Here is a 17,543-nt window from a genome sequence, read left to right as displayed (position 1 = left end):
TTGCCTTATTCAGCGACCGGGCTCCGCCCTATTGGCTCTCGATCCACTGAATTGCGAAGCGCATCAGCTCCTTGCCGTTACGGATATTCAGCTTTTCTTTGATGTTGGCCCGGTGTGCCTCGATGGTCTTGACGCTCCGATTCAGTTTCTCGGCGATTTCGCGGGTACTGAAGCCGAGTCCGATCAGCTGCAGGACCTCGAATTCCCGTTCCGAAAGGCTCGCAATTGGGCCCGCCGGCATTTTTTTGGGACCCGCGAAGGCTCGCGCCAGCTTTTCGTGCATGGTGACACTCAAATAAATATTGCCCGCCAGCACTTCGCGGATGGCGCTCACGACATGCTCTGTGGCCTCGAGTTTCATCAGATACCCGTTTGCCCCGGCCCGTAGTGCGCGTTCGGCAAACAGGCTTTCGTCATGCATGCTGAGGACGAGGATTGCCAAATTTGGGTAGCGGTGGCGGAGGGTCTTGACAAGATCCAGGCCGGAGTCCGATTGCAGACTGATGTCCACAATGGCCATGTTGGGCTGGCAGGCCATCGCGACCAGGGCTTCTTCGGCGCTGCCGGCCGCACAGCAGACGTGCAGATCCCCTTGCAGATTCAGCAAGTGCGTCATCCCCTCCCGGATGATGGGGTGGTCATCCACGATCAGGATTTGAGTCGCGCGGCCTGGGCTAGACGAGTTCCTGTGCATGGTCCGGGCGCTCCGGTATCGGATAGCGGATGGCGACCGTGGTGCCACCCCAAGCATTGCGGGTCACAGTGCAAGAGCCGCCCAGAAGGCTCGCCCGGTGACGCAGGTTGTGGAGTCCCAGTCCTGAGGCACGCTCCATTTGTTCCGGGCCGACGCCCACCCCGTCGTCACTGATTGAAAGCGTCTGCAAACCGCCTACGCGCTCCAAGTCGATCCAGATGTGGCGGCCTTCGCTATATTTCAGCGCGTTGTTGACTGCTTCCTGTGCCGCACGGTACAGGTTGATCTGCGTCGGCGGATCCAGTAAGTCCACATCTGGCTTGATCCGGAGCATGCAATCCACGCCATTAAGCGTGCGAGCCGTCTCCGCCAGCACCTGCAGTGCGGCCGCAAGGCCACCATATTCCATGGCGACCGGGTCCAGGCCGTGGGCAATCCTGCGGGTCATCAACGACGCCTGCTTCACCAATCCGACGATGGTAGCGGCGTCGGCGGCGGCTGGGTGGCCCTGGGTCTGCAATTTCTGATTCATGGCGGCACAGTACAGACCGAGGCTGGTCAGGTGTTGCCCAAGTCCGTCATGCAGCTCCCGGCCGAAGAGTCTTTGCTGCTGATCGCCAATCTGGATCAGTTCTCCTTCCAACAGACGGCGCCGCGCCATCTCCTCCTTCAGTTCATTGTTTGTCTTCTCCAGGTCTTCGGTTCGCTCCTGGACGCGCCGTTCCAATTCGATGTGGGATGCCTGCAGCAGGTTATGGACGCGCTGCTCCTGAGCACGTACCGCCACCAGCAGCAGTCCGGTTACCGCCACGACGTTCGCGAAGGTGCACCACCTCGCGAGGCTATCCACCGGAGATTCGGCGGCGAAGGGGCCGGTGCCGTGGGTGGTACCCCAGATGGCCACGACTGAGACCATCAAGGTCGCGATGCTGGTGCCCAGGTGATCGAAGCGCAGCGCCGCCCAGATAATGAACGGAAAGATCGCCAGGGCTGCAGGATAGTAGCCGTGCCCGGCAAGCTGCGGGGCGCCGAAGATGAGGTAGCTCACCCAGAAGGTCGCAACGGTCAGTCCGCACGCCTCCACGGCCTGCTCCGCCGAGCGGATGGGGTTCGGATACGCGAGCAGGCTGAGCAGGGGCGGAGCCACCACCAGCACGCCCATCATGTCACCGAGCCACCATTTCAGAAAGGCTGCGCCGTACTCGGCGACCGGCACCAGGCCCCCTCCGAGCAGCGCGGTCGCGCCAATCAGCGCACCGACTGCCGTGCTCACCACCGCGGCCAGGCCGATGAAGGCCAACACGTCACTGATGCGGTCGAGGGTGATCTGGAATCGGGCCGCGCGGTTCAACGATATTGCTGCCGTCAAGGCTGCAACTGTAGCGCCGGCGCCAAGCACCGCAGCCACTGGTAAGGGCACGCCCACCGACACGTTGGCGAGGAAGGAGCCAATCGCAATTCCGGGGGCAACCTCGAAGCCCAGAGCGAGCAACGCAACCAGGGCGATACCGCTGGAAGGCCACACCAGAGAGACTGCGCCGCCCACCACCGCGTAAGCAAGTCCTACTTTTGCGCCTGCGTAGTACACCAATGCCACAAACCCGGTGTGCAGGAAGAGCCTGAACCTGGAACTGCCCCGAATGATGACCATGGTTCGCTTCACCCCCCTACGCGAGCGATGACCCACGCGTCCTGGCACAGCCCGCAAGCAGCAATCCTGATGAACCTATCAATATGGCGAATTTGATGCCGGGATTATGCAGGTCATATTCCTCGTATCAAGACGACCAAAACTACTATGAACCCACGTCAGAATTCTTCTGCGCGCCATCGCACATACGAAGGACCATCATGGCGGTACAAGGTGAGTTCGTTCAGGCGGGTGTCGTCCTGCCTGACCAGGACTTCAAGATCGAAAGAGGGTGATTTCCGATCAAGGGACCATGCCCGGATTCAAGGAGGCTCCGGATAATCGGGAAGAATCGCCAAAGAGCCGTTCCGGCCGACGACGTGCTGACCGGCACAACGGCTCCGATGACCGGTAGACGCCGAGAACAGCCATAGCTGCGGTGCCAGGACGAATGACGGTTGTGGGTCGACTCGTGCCTGACGCAGACAGACCTGCGGCGGACCGTCTCATCCATTCAGCATCGGACCGTGTCCGACCAGGAGCAGCCTGTCCCGGGCGGGGATCCAATGGCAGCGCTCCTGGCGGAAACGGACGTTGGGTTACTGCCGGCGCGAGCGTTTGCGTGATTGAATTCCGGGTAGCGTGTCCACGGCGGCGAGGAGATGCTGGCGGCCCTCGTCAAGAATTTCATCCGCGAGCGCCGGGTCAATGTCTGCAACAGCACGCGAAAGCAGCAGCGCGCCGACCATCTGACTGAACAAAGTGATCGCCTTCCTGCGGCTGCCTTTGCTGAGCCCCTTCGTCTCTTCGATGACCTTGGCGAATCGTTCGAGGTTCGCCGCTAGACCTTGTGCGTAAGAGTCGCGCGCCACGTCGCCGAACCGGCGGGCGTCGCCTACAAAACCCGACAAGGGGCAACCCGCCTCGATATTCGCGCGATGCTCGGGGGACAGGTACCACTGAATGTTTTGCTTGACCGGGTCAGCGTCGGCTGACCTGGCGTTTTCGATTTGGGAGGCAAAAGCCTCTCCCCCTTCTGCCATCGCCTTTTCCATCACTGCGGCGACGAGCGCGTCTTTTGATTTGAAGTGGTTGTAGAAACCACCCTGCGTAAAGCCCGCCGCCTTCATCAGCTCGGCGAGCCCGACTGCGTCGACGCCGCGCTCGCGAAACAGCTTCTCGGCGGCTGCCACGATCGCGCGCCGGTTTTCAACCGCCTGCTGCCTGGAAACACCCATTCCCCCTCTCTTCGGCCGACAACGACCCAATAAGACCCATCGAAAAATACAATGTCGATCACCATTGACATTGCTGAAGCGGACGCCCACAATCCGTCGCAATGACAATGTCATTCACCATTGTCTTAAGTATAGCCTTCTTTACCTGAACGTTCAGGCAGCAGGGGGCACAACGGCTATCTGACGCCTGACCGCGTCGCCACCTGAATCTTCAAAGAGGACCTCGAGATGACGAAGACAACCCCTGAACAGAACAAGGCGCTAGTGCTGGAAGCATTCGACACCCTGTTCAACAAGCGCGACTACGCTGCAGCTGAGCGCTTCTGGTCCGACCGCTACATTCAGCATAGCGCCCATATCGCGCCAGGACGCGACGGCCTGTTCGACCTGGTTCGCGCGCTGCCTGACACCGCGCGCTATGAGAACCAGCTGATCGTGGCCGAGGGTGACTATGTCATCGCACATGGCCGCTTCAGTGGGATCGGCAGGCCCGTTGCGTGGATTGCAGCCGACATTGTCCGCTTTGAAAACGGCAAGCTTGCCGAGCACTGGGACGTCCTTCAGGACGAAGCAACCAAGGCGCAATCCGTGAGCGGCTTGCCGATGTTCGGCGACCGGTTCCCTGCCTGACCACGCAAGCATCAACCACTGAAGCATCAACTAGGAAACGATCATGAAACTGACCGGAAACACGATCTTCATCACGGGTGGCGGTTCGGGCATTGGCCGCGGGCTAGCCGAGGCGCTCCACAAGCGCGGCAACAAGGTCATCATCGGCGGCCGCCGGCGCAGCTATCTCGACGAGGTGGTGGCGGCGAATCCGGGCATGGCTGCAATCGAGCTCGACATCGCCGATGTAACCAGCATCGACAGGGTGGCGGCGCAACTGATCGCGGACTATCCCGATCTCAACGTACTGGTCAATAACGCAGGGATCATGCAGCCCGACCAGGCTGGCGGCCAGATCGACGACGCGCTGATGGTGTCCACCATCACGACCAACCTCATGGGACCGATCCGCATGACGTCGGCGCTGATCGATCATCTCAAGACCAGGAACGACGCTGTCGTCGCCTATACAAGCTCGGTGCTTGCCTTCGTGCCGTTGGCCGCGACCGCAGTGTATTCGTCGACCAAGGCGGCATTGCATTCGTACATTCTTTCGCAACGCTTCATGCTGCGGGACACGAAGGTTCGCGTACTCGAGATCGCGCCGCCCTGGGTGCGCACGGACCTCATGAACAGCCGCGAAGCCGAACAGGCGATGCCGCTTGAAGCGTTCATCGACGAAACGATCGCTGTCCTCGGAACGGATGTGGATGAGGTTCTGGTTGAAGGTGCGAAGCTGTTCCGCGGGAATCCTGGTCCCGGTGAACACAGCTTCGTCAATGGCTTGAATGCCCAGATGATGGAAGTGCTAGGTGGGTGAATCGCTGCGTGCCGACATGATTATTCACGGCGCACGCCGACTACGGTCGTTCGACCGCACGCCTGGACGGACGTTCGAAGGTCGGCTCGGCTCCGACAACAGACGTTCGGGCGCAATTCGGGCGCAAACCAGTTTCGTCGCGTGGTTGGCCTAAGCCATCGTTCGGATTGCCAACGAAATGGCCTTTTGCGAGTAGCGACTTTCGAGAAGATCAAACGGTCTGGATCGACCCACATGCGCAGGTCGAAACTATGCGCATGTGGGATGAGGCCACAGTTCCAGCCCGGACCGGGTGATGACTCGGGCCAGCTCCGTCTGCGCGCGAATCGAATTGCTCAACTCCGAAGGCGCGAGCGTCACCAGTCTTTTCTATTGTGCCCGGGCAACCAGGGGGTTTCTCAACGGCGGGCACCTCGGGCAGTTTGCGATGGGCTTTCCACGGTCGGGGCGTTCTGAGATCTGCTCCGATGTACGAATCCTTCACCCTGGAACGGGGACGATCACTGCCATGCCTGCAGAACAACCGGCATTAGCGAGACAGGGCTGCAACTGCCCTTCGCGCCTACCGCTTGCGCTGCCAGTCTTCCCGAAAATGCTTTTACATGCTGTTTCATGCGCGAGCTCGACAGGAAGATCAGAGCGTTGCCGAGTGACGACGCATAAAACATCGAAGCAATCCTGGCTGCAAAGGAAGTCGAAGGATCGAACGGCAACCCACAATGGGCAAGCGCGCACCGCACGATCAGGGCTGTACGCCTGCCTCCAACGGAACTGTCACGACCGGCACCCGGTAGTGCGCCTTCAATTTGAGGAACCGCTTTTCGACGTACCAGAACGAGATGGCCGCAACCGGGTATGACAGCAGCGCGAGCGGCAGCGTAAGCATGCTCGGCAGATGGACATGCGCGCGTATCATCAGAATGATCGGGTAGTGCCACAAGTAAAGGCCGTACGAAATCTTGCCCGTGTAAACTAGGGGCCGAAGCGACAGCGTTCTCTTCAACCAGCCGTCTTCGAGCGCCGCGGAGATGATCCATGCGGTGCACAGTGCAGCGAGCGTCAGTCCGATGGTTTGCGCCGCGAGCGTGCGAAGCCCGACGGTCGCGAGTATCGCGGCGATGCCGAGCACCGGCAGCACAGCCGTTCTTTGTGCAAGCCGGGCAAGCCGCTTGCCCGGCTTGAAGAGCGCGAGCGTACAGCCGATAAGCAGTGCGTCGGCATGCGTGTCGAAGCCGTTGTAGGTTCGTTCGGGATCAGCGCCCGATAAGGCCAGGTGCACTCGCCATACGGTGATAACGACAATCAGCGACATCGTCCAGCGGATTGCGTGCTTCCGGCGGATCAAGAGCAGCAAGAGCGGCCACACAATATAAAACTGCTCTTCCATCGACAGCGACCACGTATGCCCGAGTATGTCCTGGCCGACCCAGCTGAACGCACGATTCCAGTTCATCAGGTACACCGCCGCGATGCCGATCGATTCGAGGATCGACTGTCGATGCGCGCCGTCGGCCGTGGTGACCGCGCGCAGCGCCATGAACGCGAGCAGGCAGGCGAACGCTGGAGCGAGCCGGAGAAAGCGGTTGAAATAGAATTGCTTAAGATCAACCCTGCCCGTACAGTCGATTTCGTTGGCGAGGATGGTTGTGATCAGGTAACCGCTCAGCACAAAGAATATGTCGACGCCCGCCCAGCCTCCCGGCAGTGCGGAAAATGAAAAATGATAAACGAATACCGCGGCGATTGCGACGGCACGCAGGCCGTCGAGGGACGGTTCGTATTTCATATGGCTGTTCTTTTCGAATTCCCGGCAGTGCGATTGTGCGTGAGGGCCGCAACGGCGGCGGTCGGGCGACAGGCAAACGTAGCAATCATAGCGGGAAGGTGATCACGTTCCGTGCACCAAGCCACAGATCGGAGCGAACGGCTGTGCGGGATTGTCTTGACGGCGCGCTGTAGCTTCGATGCATCGCCTGTCGAGGGTATCCGACACGTCGATCACGAATCGGTCTTCAGGACGGCGCCGCACGGCAGGATGTAGTGCTCCCACCTTTTCCCGGCAGATGAATCCCGGCGGTTCGATGATGTAGCGTAAGGCCCCCGCAGATGATGCACATGCAAGTGCGACACGCGCCATAGACTTGTCAAGCGCCAGACGCCAGACTGGTAGCAATGGCCACTGCCCCTGGAAGCTGCCGTTGCGTTCGAACTTGTGCGAACGGCCGAAGCGGGTCGCAAGCGGCTATTCAACGACAGTGCGATTTCCATGCGGCATTACGCGTTTCTGATTAGTGAAGACGAATTCGACCAGGTCTTCTTTCGCATTCGTGACCGACGGCTTATGTACTGGGCCGATCCCGGCAAACAACGTGCCGGCGAACCTATCCGCACAACGATGGCCGGAGAGTGTATTTCGACGATCCCGACGGTCATTTGCTTGAGGTCATGACCCGCCCTTATAAATTGGCGCCTAAAGGCGCACAAGCGCATTGCTCCTCTAAAGCGATGCAAATCGTTTCGTCGCGAAAGCCACACAAAGCGGCGCATCAATGTGGCCTCTCGAGCGAGCTGGCGCGTCGCTCATCGCTCGCCGGCGACGGCGTTTGTCGATGAAACGGCATGGCCAAGCGACAGATAGCTCCGGTGCAGTAGCGATTCAATGGTTGCCCAATCGGCGTCGGTGACGCTGCCCGCTTCTTCACGGGCGTCGCGAAGCAGCATCGCTTGCGCGCGCAACTGGCCGTGTTCGAGTGTCGAGCCCGCGGGCACCCTATACAGCGATGCGGCAGCTTCAGCACACGCGCTGCCCAACGCGCCGGGCGGATAACGTTCACGCTGCCGGTGCACGATCCACCATTCCAGTTCGAGCGCGGTGGTGCGCGAGACATCGAAGTCGCGGTTCCCCGTGTTGCGGATCAGGCTGAAATAGGTTTGCAGCGCCGGCAACGCTTTTTCGTAATCGCTGCGTTCCTTGCCCTCCTTGAAGGTGAACGCGGCTGATGCGCCGTAGTAAGCGCCGACGTACGACCTTAGCCACGGAAAGTGGTATTGCGTGCGCAGGGTTTGCGCCAGTTCAAGAAAGAGCGCCACGTGCTGGCGGTCATAGTAGGAGCGCCATATTTTCGTTTCGAGTGTCCCCGTCGCGATGGGATCGAAGCGGCTCAGGTCACGGTGCAACGGCCAGAAGAGATCGGCGGCGGCATAGCCGATCAGAACGACAAGCAGGGCCAGGATCGTCCGTCGCCAGCGTCCTGGCCCGGCTGCAAGGATCACGCGGTGCCGCAGGCCGTGGCTGCGGGCGCGCCCGGTTGTGTTCATGTCGAATAGCGTCGATATCGAACGTGCGTTGAACCCTCTATTTCACTACGCGCCCCAGCACCTCGCTCAGCTCGGCGTCGTCAAGCACTGGGACGATGTCCAGCTCCATCAGATCGCTCCACTGATAGGCGAACTCGGTGATTTTCTTCATATCATCTGTTTCGAGCAGATCGAATCCTGCACCCAGATCGGCTCGCGTCCACCGGCCCACCAACCGGACGCCGTCAGGCGGGAGCCCGCCGGTTCGCTGAAAGCGCGCGATGGCTTCGGCACGCTGTTGGGTATCCGGTGCCCAGTGGAAGGTCATCATGAATTTCATGGCTGTGTCTCCTGACGGTGGCTCGTCCACCTCCTTCAATATATACGCTTGCTGGAGGCGATACTGGGGTTGCTCTGCATGGAGTTTCAGCTGCAACCGCACCCCGGATCTGGAATGAGAATCTGGGGGCATTTCGAGGAAACGCAGATGCTTCCTGAACACATGTGGGTGACATGCACGGATCAAAGGATCTACGACAAGATGCCGGACACATCGGTCAGGCGCGATACGAACCAGCGAGGGTTAAATCCTCCCTCGAACGACGGCGTACTGCCTGCCTCCGTTGTCGCCTCCATTGAGGTGGCAGCGTTTGCCGCCGGAACCCAGGCCGTCGTCACTGCTGCCGGCCATCTCTGGGTCAACGGGCTGGGCTAAGTCTGCCAGTCGATATCTCGTTGTATTCGCAGGATTGACAATCGCTCCGGGACGGCAAACCTACCGGGCCCCAGGTGCGTGTCGCTTCATCACGATCAGTGCAGCAAGAAGCATCACTGCCGACTCATTCAGGGGTTGAGAGCACGGGCGAAGACTCAGGGAACGGGCGCGCCTACCCTCACTTCGGCGCAAGGTCACCGTACCAGTAGGCCGCTGTGACTCCGCCGTCCACGAGGAAGTCGCTCCCGGTGATAAAGGTACCGTCCGGCCCCATCAGCAACGCCCCAAGGTTGCCAATCTCATCGGGGGTCCCGGCGCGCCCGGCCGCGCACAGGTCGATCATGCGGCGATACCCTGCGCCGCGCGGACCAGAGAGTTCATCGTTCGCCAGCGGCGTGATGATGATGCCGGGGCTGATGGTGTTGACCCGGGCGCCGCGTTTACCCCAACGCACGGCTTCGGCCATGACCCGCAGCGAGTTCCCTCGCTTGGAAAGCTGATAGGCATGCAGCGGGTCCGTCACCTGATCGGGCTGTAGCATCGGAAGCGCGAGCAGCGCTTCAGTCGGCGTCACGGCCAGGGCTTTGTCTTGCTCGGGCGTCAGCGCTGGAAGTCGATGTCCGGATTGCGACGCGATCACAACGCCCGATCCGCCACGCGCTATCACGTTGCCGAACTCTTCCAGCACCAGCGCTGTGCCATAAAGGTCCACCTTGAGGATGATGGCGGCGGGTGCCTGCGTCGGCGAGACGCCCGCGGCATGGATCACGCCGGTGACGGGGCCAATCGCCTGTGCCATCTCGACGAGCGCGTGCACCGATTCGCGCAAGGAAACATCGACGCTGGCCGTACTCACTTCGAAACCGGCATCACTGAGCGTCTTGGCCGCAGCGTTGGCATTGGCTTCCCGGAGATCGGCAAGCAGCACATGCTTGCCTACACTCACGCGCCTCGCGATCGCTTGACCAATGGACCCCGATCCAATGACCACGACGACATCCTTCATGGAATTCTCCTTCCCGACCAGGGCCTGTCAGACATGTTGAAATCAACTGATCGCCGGCGCAGGGCAGCGGCATGCTCCAGGCCCCAGTGAGCAATCTGCGCTCGCGGCAATCGCCGCGCCAGCGGCGAAGCTTCCAATATAGGATGCGTCGACATGTCGGCCTAGGGCCTCAAAGCTTGAAACATCATCAAGCTGAAGTTGATACTCAAGCGCCGCGAGACCTGCGTTTGAGTTTCGGTACGGCTGCCGCCAGTTCTTCGGCCGACAGGATGAACCGCGGGTTGTCGGCCAGGCGTTGAACGGTCAGGTCGATAAACTGGCGCACCCGCGTAGGCTGGGCCTTTCGGCTGCCGTAGTAGAGGTAGAGCCGCATGTGGTCCGTCATGTGCTGGGGCATCAGCGGTACCAGACGGCCGGCGCGGACGAGCGTCGCAACGGACATCGCGGATACCTGCGCCACCACCTGGCCTGTGAGTACGGCCTGCAGCTCCAGTTCGGTATCGTTCGTCGTCACCGTCGTCGGGAAGTGCCGCTGGACGATTTCCCCATCGACGTTCAGGTACCAGGGGAACGCCTGCCCAGTGGCTGGGTGCCGGAACACACTGCACCGGTGGGATGCCAGATCGTCGAGCGAGCGCGGGACGCCGTGACGCTCGAGGTACGATGGGGCGGCACAGATGATCAGTTGCACCGGGAACAGCGGTCGCGCAATCAGTCCTTCCTCAGGCGGGCCCCCAATGCGAAAACCCACGTCGACCCTGTCGAGCACCCAGTTGCCGATACCGTCATCGAGCTGCACATCCGGCTGCACCTCGGGGTAGGCGTTGCAAAATTCATCCAGCACCGGCCACAGAATGGGCGAGAACGACGAGCGCGGCCCCACGATGCGCAGCGGTCCCGCGATCTCATCCCTGGCCGACCGCACCCGCTGCAGTGCCCGCTCCAATGTGGCGAGCGCCGGTCGCGCCGCCTCCAGCAACTGTTGCCCCTCGTCCGTCAGCGACAGGCTGCGTGTCGTCCGATGCAGCAGCCGCACGCCCAGATGCTCTTCGAGCTGGGCGACCGCCTGGCTGGCGGCTTGCGGGGTTACGCCTTGGGCGGCTGCCGCGCGGCGGAGACTTCCAAGTTCGACTGCCCTGGAGAACATCTCGATGGCGCGCAGTTCGTTTACTCGCATGGCTTCCTCCCGGTTTCGGCACTGCGCGGCCGTCGGCGGCGAACATGTGGCAAGAATGGGACCTGAAGGCCAGTGCGACGCGAGCGCCGCTCAGGTGGTTCGCGTCACCGGGCTGCTTTGCAATGATTGTCGTTCCGCCGGGGTCATCGGCGTGCAAATACGGCGAAGCGGTTGCGTACCGGTCTTCGAGTTCAACGCGTCTGCGTTGCAGGCTTTTCTGAACCGAGCCAGGATGAAAGGAATCAAAGAAATTTGGAAGCGGAGCTCACGAACTTCCGTAGTTCGTCGAACTGGGTGACCAGTTCGAGACAAAGGACGAACGCCAGCATCGAAAACTGTCCTGGGTAGCGTTCAATCCATCGCAACGATTGAGTCGCATAACGCGCTCTAACGGAGTCCCGCGTCATGACGTAGGTAATGGCGATCCCAATCGCGGCCCCCGCGAGTAAATCGGTCGGGTAGTGATAGCCGAGATAAGCGCGCGGAATGCAAATGAAGATAGCGGTGTACAGAAGCGCCAGCAGACCAACTCGGCGCCAGACAATGAAAATGCCTGTCGCGACCGACATCCACAGCATTGCATGATCGCTCGGAAACGAACTCCACGTTGCCAGATTGGCGTCCCGTTGCCAGTCAGATGCAAAGTGCAGATGGAGGTTGGGGTCGTAGACAGGACGTACCCGGAATGGCAACAAATCAGCGAGAAGTCTTCCCATGGCGAGTGCCAACAGACCGCTCACGATCGTTGCGATGACCATTTCGCGCCGCCATTCGCGACGCTCGCCAGGTTGGAACCATATCCACCACAAAACGGGGATGAGCACGAGACCCTTGAACGTATACAGATCTGTGACGGCTCTTATTGCATGGTTAAATAGAAAGCCAAAGCTCAGCTTTGTAAGAAATGTCTCGATGACCGTATCTAGGCTGTTCATATTTTGTAGTCAATATGGGAGCGGTGCGAGCAGAACGGGGCCGCGCCCCTCTCCTGGAGGCGGTCTGGACAGTAAGTCAGCGCAAACGTAAAACCCGGAGACCGCGCATAAACTATTTCCGAGATCCGATAACTAGCGCGGGGCTTTGGTCGAGTGACCACTACGAGCCCCCTTCGGACATTCACACATCAATTCCGAGTGGCGGTTTCGGGTCGACCACGGAGGTTCAGCGTCGACGCGGGCTCGATCGGCCTGGCGCGGGCGGACTGATCGTCAATCCACGCAATTGCCCATTGGCGCGCGAACTCAACCGCCTCGTCCTCGCTGTCGAACCACGCGAGGTCGCGGCCTTCGTGCATTTCGGCGTCTGCTTCAGGATCGGGCGACGCTCGGGTCAGTGCCGCACGCGCGAAGAATTTTCCAAGGGAAAAATCCGGTATGGCGTCGATGGTCCAGCCACCGTACTCGTACAACATGATGTCCTCCGATACCCAGACTAATCGACATTCGAAAAGACAAAGCATGGATTCGTGACGGGTGCACACGGCCCTCCATCTTGTCAGCCATGGTAGCGCCGGCCGGATTCAACCGATGAGAAGTTTTGTAAGAAATTTTTTGAATTTGTAAATTTACAAACGCGACCTGCGCGCGCTGACGCCAGCGGAGCATCGTGGCCTGTTGCGCAACCAGAATCATCAGATTTAATGATGCAAAAAATACTTTGGGCGCTGTTACAAACGAAGATTTTTCATCTTGAGTCGAAGAAGGACGAACGATATCTTCAAGTCACTCGTGCGGTCTATCCAGTCCCGCGGGTGTGTGTTTCAGCGGCGTCCCGATTCCGATCTGGTGACGCCGCCTTTTATGCCCCCGGCGTTCCGATTACCGCGTTGCAAAGTGCGAGCCGTCGGCAGTCGCCACGCTGGCCGCTTTTTGTCATCTTCTTAATTTATTCGTATTACATATCATTTATGAGTGCGTCGCGCGTGTGGTTCGACAAACAGTTAAAGCCACGCGGACCATAACGCCATGGATTGATGCGGCGTCGCGCCAACAGGATTCGAATGCACGGTCTGGACCGGCCGTTGCAAAGAGGCGTTCATCCGCCGCCCGAGCACTGAGGAGGAGACATGAGCAATCACACCTGCCAACCTTACCGGGGCCTCGGAGTGCACCTGCGCGTCGCCGAGAACGCCGCGCTTTCCTTCAACGGTGTCGAGCCACGTTATGCCGTCACCTGGTATGTTCATGAGGAAGGTCACTTCTTTCCGGAAAACGTGATTGCAAGTTATGCAGAGCCGCTTGAATTTGCATATTCTGAGGAGGCTGTCGCCTACGGCCAGCGTCGTGCGCATACTTTCGTCGATTGCGCATTCGTCGTCTCGAGGGAGTGACGTCATCATAGTGAGCGACGTATGTGGGTCGAACTCAGTCCGTCATCGAACTTCCGAGTCCAGCGGCCATTCTCGGCCGTTCATCCACAGAGTGGAGCGGACGTTTGAACGTCTGCGTCAACCCAGACAGCGCTCATTCGTTGTCCGCTATCAACCGTGAGTAGCGTCGAACCGAGGTCGTCCAGATGGCCGCGTACTGCCTGACGCAACCGGCCCACAGTCAGGTGCAACGCTCGTCCATGCTTGATCGCCCACAGGCAAGTTGGAATCGAACGCCGTGATTTTCACGACGCCTCGCGCACCTTCGCCAGCAATCTTGGCCATGGACACCGAAACAAGCAACGGCGCGACGGGAAGGCTGGCAAAGACATAAGCAATCTCAATCCGGAACGCCGAGATACGCGGATCTGGATGAACATCTATCTGGAAAATTCATCTTTAAGTGCCGCGTATATTCTGCGATATCGCGCGAGCCGGTCCCCGGTCACGGTCCGGTGCCCTGCGTCGGGCTCACATACCTCGATCGTTGCCGGAGACGTACACACCTGCGTGACGTTCTCCTTCGTGACGGCCAGCCGCGCAAGCCGTGCAGCGCCCAAAGCGGCGCCGACATCTCCGCCATGATGGCGGCGCATTGCAACGCCAGTGGCTGTTGCACAAAGCCTCGCCCAGAAACGGCTACGCGAGCCGCCTCCAATGAAAGACGCCGTGTCCAGCGCCGTCCCGGCACCTTGTAGCGCCGCGTAACCGTCGGCCATCGCGAAAGCCACGCCTTCCATCACACTGTACGCAAGGTCGGCCTCACCGTGAGCGCCGGTTAGCCCCCAGAACACACCCTTTGCATTCGCGTCATTGTGAGGCGTACGCTCACCGCTCAGGTACGGCAGGAACAGCGGCGCGCCCCGCGCGTCGGCCTTCTCGGCGAAGCCGGCAAGCTCGGCGACGTCCTTCTTAAGCACGTCGGACAGCCACGCGAGACTTGAAGCCGCCGACAGGATGACGCTCATCTGATGCCAGCGGTCCGGCAAGCAATGGCAGAACGCGTGCACCGCCTGCGCGGGATTCGGCGCAAACCGGTCAGTCCCGGCAAACAGCACGCCAGACGTGCCCAATGACAGGAACGCGCTACCGGCGTCGGCCACGCCCATGCCGATCGCGCTGGCTGCGTTATCACCCGCACCGCCGCAAAGGAGCACTGGGCTAGCAATGCCCCATTCGCGCCGCAATGTATCGTTTAACTGTGCCGCAGCCTCGCTGCCTTCTACCAGCCTGGGCATGTGCTCACGCGAAAGGCCGGTCGCGGAGAGCATCCTGTCCGACCAGTCACGCTTCGCGACGTCGAGCCACAGCGTGCCCGACGCATCGGACATGTCGGAGACGAACTCGCCAGTTAGCCGCCATGCCACGTAGTCCTTCGGCAACAAGACCTTATGCGCTGCGCGGAACACGGCCGGTTCGTACTTAGACAGCCAGAGCAGTTTCGGCGCGGTGAAACCCGGCATCGCAAGGTTGCCGGTAATCGAGCGCGACTCTGGAACCAGTGCCTCGAGCTCCACACATTCGGCAAACGCCCGGGTGTCGTTCCACAGGATCGCCGGGCGTAACACCTGACCGGCGCGATCAAGCAGGGTCGCGCCATGCATCTGTCCAGATAACCCAATACCGCGTAGCGCCGAAAAGCCAGCGGGATTGGACGCCCGCACCTGCGCGATTGCATCAAGTGTGGCGTGCCACCAAGCCTGCGGGCTCTGTTCGGACCAGTGGGGGTGAATTTTCTCGACTTCAAGTCGTGCACTGCCGGTGGCGATCGTGTGCGATTCGTCGTCTGTGAGTAGCGCTTTTACCTCGGAGGTCCCAAGGTCGATTCCAAGGAAAGTCAAGAGTGTCGTCCTGGTTCTTGCGGCCGGCTCGTCTTGCCGAAGCAAAACGTCAAGCCGCGATCATGGGTTCGTTAAGCTGATGCAGCGCGCGAAATTTCGATGGCGGCATCGCCTTCGTCGAAAGGAATTGACGATTGAAGTTCGACAGATTGTTAAAGCCAACGCGATAGCAGATCTCCGTCACGCTAAGCGTCGAACACATCAGCAGTTCACACGCTTCGTTGATCCGGAGCCGGTTCTGGTACTGCACAAACGTACATCCTGTATGTCGTCGGAAAAAGCGTGTGAACGTGCTCACGCTCATGCCGGCAAGCTCAGCGACATCAGCTTCGCGCAATGTGCCCGGGAGGTTCTGCTGAATGTACGAGAGCACCTGATTGATCGTGGACTGCATGTAGCGATGCGCGTTGACATCGTATGCGGGTCCCGCCAGCAAGGTGCGCTCGGTGCACGACGACAACCTGTCGAAGATCGACATCAACAATTCGACGCGGCGGCAACCGTGTGAAACAGCAAGCTCCAGCATCATTGGCGCAATGGCCAGACCCACCACATCCGGAAACTGTATCCCGCGCGCTGCATCGTCGACCAGGCCGACGATCGAGTGCAACTCGGTGAACGCGGCCACCATGCGTTCGACCGCGTCACGCGAAAACTGGAGAACCACGTCGCGTGACGGCACGGTTTCGCGCTCGCCGACTTCGCTGATCCAGTTGTGCGGTAAATTCGGCCCGGTGATCACCAGGTTGCCTGGCGCGAAGTCGCCGATGAAATCGCCGACAAAAAACTTGCCGGTCGACGCCCGGATGACGTGAATCTCATACTCCGGATGAAAGTGCCATTTCGCTACCGTATGCGGATAGTCGTGCGCCCAGGCACGGAACGACTCGTCCCGTCGCGTGTGCACCAATTCCAGGTCTGGATTCATACCGATTCTCCTCCTCGGCTGTCTCGACGCCGCGTCTTCTTCTGTTAATGCAAAGCCGCTCCCTGTACGCCCGTGTCTTGATGTGGCGGACTGGCGACAGTTGTTCTGGTGCTCTGAGGAACGGGCAATGAGACGTTTTGCTCCGTCTGGGTATCGAAAACGTGCAGGTCGGCTACTTTGAACTGAAACGTTACCACGCTATCCAGTTCGGGCAGGTCGCCCGCCGGCACCAGGGCGGCCAGGCGTTCGCCGGCGAATTCGAACGTGACAAGCGCCTCCGCGCCCAGCAGTTCGATCAGCTCCACCTTGCCGCGAAGCCTTAGCGAGCCGAACTCATCGTCCGCGGACGCCACCTTCAGATAGTTCGGCCGGATCGCCAGTTTCACCGCCTGGCCGGGCTGCAGCCCCGCGAAACGCGGCCCGACAAGCGCCCAGCGCTGGCCCTTCACCTGGACGAAGCACGTTTCACCTGTTCGCTCGACCGTCCCGGATATGAGATTCATGGCGGGTGTGCCGATGAACCCCGCGGCGAACAGCGTATGCGGGAAATGGTAGAGATCAGATGGCGTGCCGGCCTGCTCAATCCGCCCGCCCCGCATCAGGATCACACGGTCGGCGAGCGTCATGGCCTCGAGCTGGTCGTGCGTGACATACACCGTCGTGGTCTTCAGGCGCTGGTGTAGCCGCTTGATATCGCCTCGTAACTGGGCTCGCAGTTTCGCGTCGAGGTTGGACAGCGGCTCATCGAAGAGGAATACCTCAGGTGTCTTGATCATTGCCCGAGCGATCGCAGCGCGCTGCTGCTGGCCGCCCGACATTGCCCGCGGTTTGCGATCGAGCAATGTGTCGAGGTTCAGCATCGCAGCGACTTCTCGCACGCGACGGTCGATCTCCGCAGCCGGCACCTTCAGCCGGCGCAAGCCAAACGCGACGTTGTCATACACTGTCATGTGCGGATACAGCGCGTAGTTCTGGAACACCATCGCGACGTTACGCTCGCGCGCCGGCAAGTCGTTCACGACGGTGTCACCGATCGCAAGGTCCCCGCCCGTGATACCTTCGAGACCCGCAATCATGCGAAGCATCGTGGACTTGCCACATCCGGATGGCCCGAGCAACACCACGAACTCACCGTCGTCGATTTCCATATCGAGTGGATGCAGCACCGGCGGCCCGCCGTCGTAACGCTTCGTGAGGCCTCTGCAGACGATTTTGGCCAT

Annotated in this window: 17 protein-coding genes and 1 pseudogene; 5 read left to right on the top strand and 13 right to left on the bottom strand. The window is 60.3% G+C overall.

The window, feature by feature from the left end; genetic code table 11:
• Window positions 1-28: 28 nt before the first annotated feature.
• The 3 genes from AC3WOG_RS23235 to AC3WOG_RS23225 form a co-directional block, all read right to left on the bottom strand.
• On the bottom strand, window positions 29-694 hold the full coding sequence (locus AC3WOG_RS23235; RefSeq protein WP_492580279.1) for a response regulator: 666 nt from the start codon (window positions 692-694) through the stop codon (window positions 29-31).
• Window positions 675-2,345 carry an MASE1 domain-containing protein gene (locus AC3WOG_RS23230; protein ID WP_492580278.1) on the bottom strand — a complete coding sequence of 557 codons (1,671 nt, stop codon included), beginning with the start codon at window positions 2,343-2,345 and terminating at the stop codon, window positions 675-677. The genes AC3WOG_RS23235 and AC3WOG_RS23230 overlap by 20 nt, the downstream gene beginning before the upstream one ends.
• A gap of 578 nt (window positions 2,346-2,923) precedes the next feature.
• On the bottom strand, window positions 2,924-3,562 hold the full coding sequence (locus AC3WOG_RS23225; protein WP_492580277.1) for a TetR/AcrR family transcriptional regulator: 639 nt from the start codon (window positions 3,560-3,562) through the stop codon (window positions 2,924-2,926).
• A gap of 228 nt (window positions 3,563-3,790) precedes the next feature.
• On the opposite strand from AC3WOG_RS23225, the gene AC3WOG_RS23220 reads away from it, so the two are divergent.
• Both AC3WOG_RS23220 and AC3WOG_RS23215 read left to right on the top strand, forming a co-directional pair.
• Window positions 3,791-4,192, top strand: coding sequence for a nuclear transport factor 2 family protein (locus AC3WOG_RS23220; protein ID WP_492580276.1), 402 nt, complete (start codon window positions 3,791-3,793; stop codon window positions 4,190-4,192).
• 43 nt (window positions 4,193-4,235) lie between these two features.
• The gene (locus AC3WOG_RS23215; RefSeq protein ID WP_492580275.1) at window positions 4,236-4,991 is read left to right on the top strand and encodes an SDR family oxidoreductase; all 756 of its coding nucleotides are present in this window, start codon (window positions 4,236-4,238) and stop codon (window positions 4,989-4,991) included.
• 742 nt (window positions 4,992-5,733) lie between these two features.
• Here the strand turns inward: AC3WOG_RS23215 and AC3WOG_RS23210 are convergent.
• Entirely contained in the window at window positions 5,734-6,777 is a 1,044-nt protein-coding gene (locus AC3WOG_RS23210) for an acyltransferase family protein (protein ID WP_492580274.1), read from the bottom strand.
• A gap of 465 nt (window positions 6,778-7,242) precedes the next feature.
• Here AC3WOG_RS23210 and AC3WOG_RS23205 point away from each other — a divergent pair.
• Window positions 7,243-7,457 (top strand): annotated as a pseudogene (locus AC3WOG_RS23205) (VOC family protein); the annotation flags it as partial.
• 114 nt (window positions 7,458-7,571) lie between these two features.
• Here AC3WOG_RS23205 and AC3WOG_RS23200 read toward each other — a convergent pair.
• Both AC3WOG_RS23200 and AC3WOG_RS23195 read right to left on the bottom strand, forming a co-directional pair.
• The gene (locus AC3WOG_RS23200) at window positions 7,572-8,309 is read right to left on the bottom strand and encodes a hypothetical protein (RefSeq protein ID WP_492580273.1); all 738 of its coding nucleotides are present in this window, start codon (window positions 8,307-8,309) and stop codon (window positions 7,572-7,574) included.
• Window positions 8,310-8,346: 37 nt separating this feature from the next.
• A complete protein-coding gene (locus tag AC3WOG_RS23195) occupies window positions 8,347-8,628 on the bottom strand; it encodes a DUF3303 domain-containing protein (protein WP_492580272.1) in 282 nt (93 codons plus the stop codon).
• Window positions 8,629-8,775: 147 nt separating this feature from the next.
• Here AC3WOG_RS23195 and AC3WOG_RS23190 point away from each other — a divergent pair, with 147 nt between their 5' ends.
• Window positions 8,776-9,003, top strand: a complete 228-nt coding sequence (locus tag AC3WOG_RS23190) for a hypothetical protein (protein WP_492580271.1) — start codon at window positions 8,776-8,778, stop codon at window positions 9,001-9,003.
• 178 nt (window positions 9,004-9,181) lie between these two features.
• Here the strand turns inward: AC3WOG_RS23190 and AC3WOG_RS23185 are convergent, their stop codons facing one another.
• The 4 genes from AC3WOG_RS23185 to AC3WOG_RS23170 all read right to left on the bottom strand — a co-directional run bounded on the left by AC3WOG_RS23185 (window position 9,182) and on the right by AC3WOG_RS23170 (window position 12,597).
• Window positions 9,182-10,009, bottom strand: coding sequence for an SDR family oxidoreductase (locus AC3WOG_RS23185; protein WP_492580270.1), 828 nt, complete (start codon window positions 10,007-10,009; stop codon window positions 9,182-9,184).
• A gap of 205 nt (window positions 10,010-10,214) precedes the next feature.
• Complete coding sequence (locus tag AC3WOG_RS23180; protein ID WP_492580269.1) at window positions 10,215-11,186, bottom strand: LysR family transcriptional regulator; 972 nt, start codon at window positions 11,184-11,186, stop codon at window positions 10,215-10,217.
• A gap of 242 nt (window positions 11,187-11,428) precedes the next feature.
• Window positions 11,429-12,121 (bottom strand): phosphatase PAP2 family protein, encoded by a 693-nt coding sequence (locus AC3WOG_RS23175; RefSeq protein ID WP_492580268.1) that lies wholly within the window; start codon window positions 12,119-12,121, stop codon window positions 11,429-11,431.
• A gap of 188 nt (window positions 12,122-12,309) precedes the next feature.
• Window positions 12,310-12,597, bottom strand: a complete 288-nt coding sequence (locus AC3WOG_RS23170) for a hypothetical protein (RefSeq protein ID WP_492580267.1) — start codon at window positions 12,595-12,597, stop codon at window positions 12,310-12,312.
• 654 nt (window positions 12,598-13,251) lie between these two features.
• On the opposite strand from AC3WOG_RS23170, the gene AC3WOG_RS23165 reads away from it, so the two are divergent.
• Window positions 13,252-13,515: a hypothetical protein gene (locus tag AC3WOG_RS23165; protein ID WP_492580266.1), complete on the top strand. Its 264-nt coding sequence runs from the start codon at window positions 13,252-13,254 to the stop codon at window positions 13,513-13,515.
• A gap of 419 nt (window positions 13,516-13,934) precedes the next feature.
• Here the strand turns inward: AC3WOG_RS23165 and xylB are convergent, their stop codons facing one another.
• Genes xylB through AC3WOG_RS23150 form a run of 3 tightly spaced genes read right to left on the bottom strand, consistent with a single transcriptional unit; the run spans window position 13,935 to window position 17,543 of the window.
• The gene (xylB, locus tag AC3WOG_RS23160) at window positions 13,935-15,395 is read right to left on the bottom strand and encodes a xylulokinase (protein WP_492580265.1); all 1,461 of its coding nucleotides are present in this window, start codon (window positions 15,393-15,395) and stop codon (window positions 13,935-13,937) included.
• A 49-nt stretch (window positions 15,396-15,444) separates the two neighbouring features.
• Window positions 15,445-16,323 carry an AraC family transcriptional regulator gene (locus AC3WOG_RS23155; RefSeq protein ID WP_492580264.1) on the bottom strand — a complete coding sequence of 293 codons (879 nt, stop codon included), beginning with the start codon at window positions 16,321-16,323 and terminating at the stop codon, window positions 15,445-15,447.
• A gap of 44 nt (window positions 16,324-16,367) precedes the next feature.
• Window positions 16,368-17,543 (bottom strand): ABC transporter ATP-binding protein, encoded by a 1,176-nt coding sequence (locus tag AC3WOG_RS23150; protein WP_492580263.1) that lies wholly within the window; start codon window positions 17,541-17,543, stop codon window positions 16,368-16,370.

The sequence above is a fragment of the Paraburkholderia sp. FW306-02-B genome, from assembly GCF_058782725.1.
This window is presented reverse-complemented; position numbering and strand designations above follow the sequence as displayed.

Bases quoted from the DNA above. Each gene is read 5' to 3' on its own strand.
- AC3WOG_RS23235 (WP_492580279.1), bottom strand. From the start codon at position 694: ATGCACAGGAACTCGTCTAGCCCAGGCCGCGCGACTCAAATCCTGATC.
- AC3WOG_RS23230 (WP_492580278.1), bottom strand. From the start codon at position 2,345: ATGGTCATCATTCGGGGCAGTTCCAGGTTCAGGCTCTTCCTGCACACC.
- AC3WOG_RS23225 (WP_492580277.1), bottom strand. From the start codon at position 3,562: ATGGGTGTTTCCAGGCAGCAGGCGGTTGAAAACCGGCGCGCGATCGTG.
- AC3WOG_RS23220 (WP_492580276.1), top strand. From the start codon at position 3,791: ATGACGAAGACAACCCCTGAACAGAACAAGGCGCTAGTGCTGGAAGCA.
- AC3WOG_RS23215 (WP_492580275.1), top strand. From the start codon at position 4,236: ATGAAACTGACCGGAAACACGATCTTCATCACGGGTGGCGGTTCGGGC.
- AC3WOG_RS23210 (WP_492580274.1), bottom strand. From the start codon at position 6,777: ATGAAATACGAACCGTCCCTCGACGGCCTGCGTGCCGTCGCAATCGCC.
- AC3WOG_RS23200 (WP_492580273.1), bottom strand. From the start codon at position 8,309: ATGAACACAACCGGGCGCGCCCGCAGCCACGGCCTGCGGCACCGCGTG.
- AC3WOG_RS23195 (WP_492580272.1), bottom strand. From the start codon at position 8,628: ATGAAATTCATGATGACCTTCCACTGGGCACCGGATACCCAACAGCGT.
- AC3WOG_RS23190 (WP_492580271.1), top strand. From the start codon at position 8,776: ATGCTTCCTGAACACATGTGGGTGACATGCACGGATCAAAGGATCTAC.
- AC3WOG_RS23185 (WP_492580270.1), bottom strand. From the start codon at position 10,009: ATGAAGGATGTCGTCGTGGTCATTGGATCGGGGTCCATTGGTCAAGCG.
- AC3WOG_RS23180 (WP_492580269.1), bottom strand. From the start codon at position 11,186: ATGCGAGTAAACGAACTGCGCGCCATCGAGATGTTCTCCAGGGCAGTC.
- AC3WOG_RS23175 (WP_492580268.1), bottom strand. From the start codon at position 12,121: ATGAACAGCCTAGATACGGTCATCGAGACATTTCTTACAAAGCTGAGC.
- AC3WOG_RS23170 (WP_492580267.1), bottom strand. From the start codon at position 12,597: ATGTTGTACGAGTACGGTGGCTGGACCATCGACGCCATACCGGATTTT.
- AC3WOG_RS23165 (WP_492580266.1), top strand. From the start codon at position 13,252: ATGAGCAATCACACCTGCCAACCTTACCGGGGCCTCGGAGTGCACCTG.
- AC3WOG_RS23155 (WP_492580264.1), bottom strand. From the start codon at position 16,323: ATGAATCCAGACCTGGAATTGGTGCACACGCGACGGGACGAGTCGTTC.
- AC3WOG_RS23150 (WP_492580263.1), bottom strand. From the start codon at position 17,543: ATGGCCAAAATCGTCTGCAGAGGCCTCACGAAGCGTTACGACGGCGGG.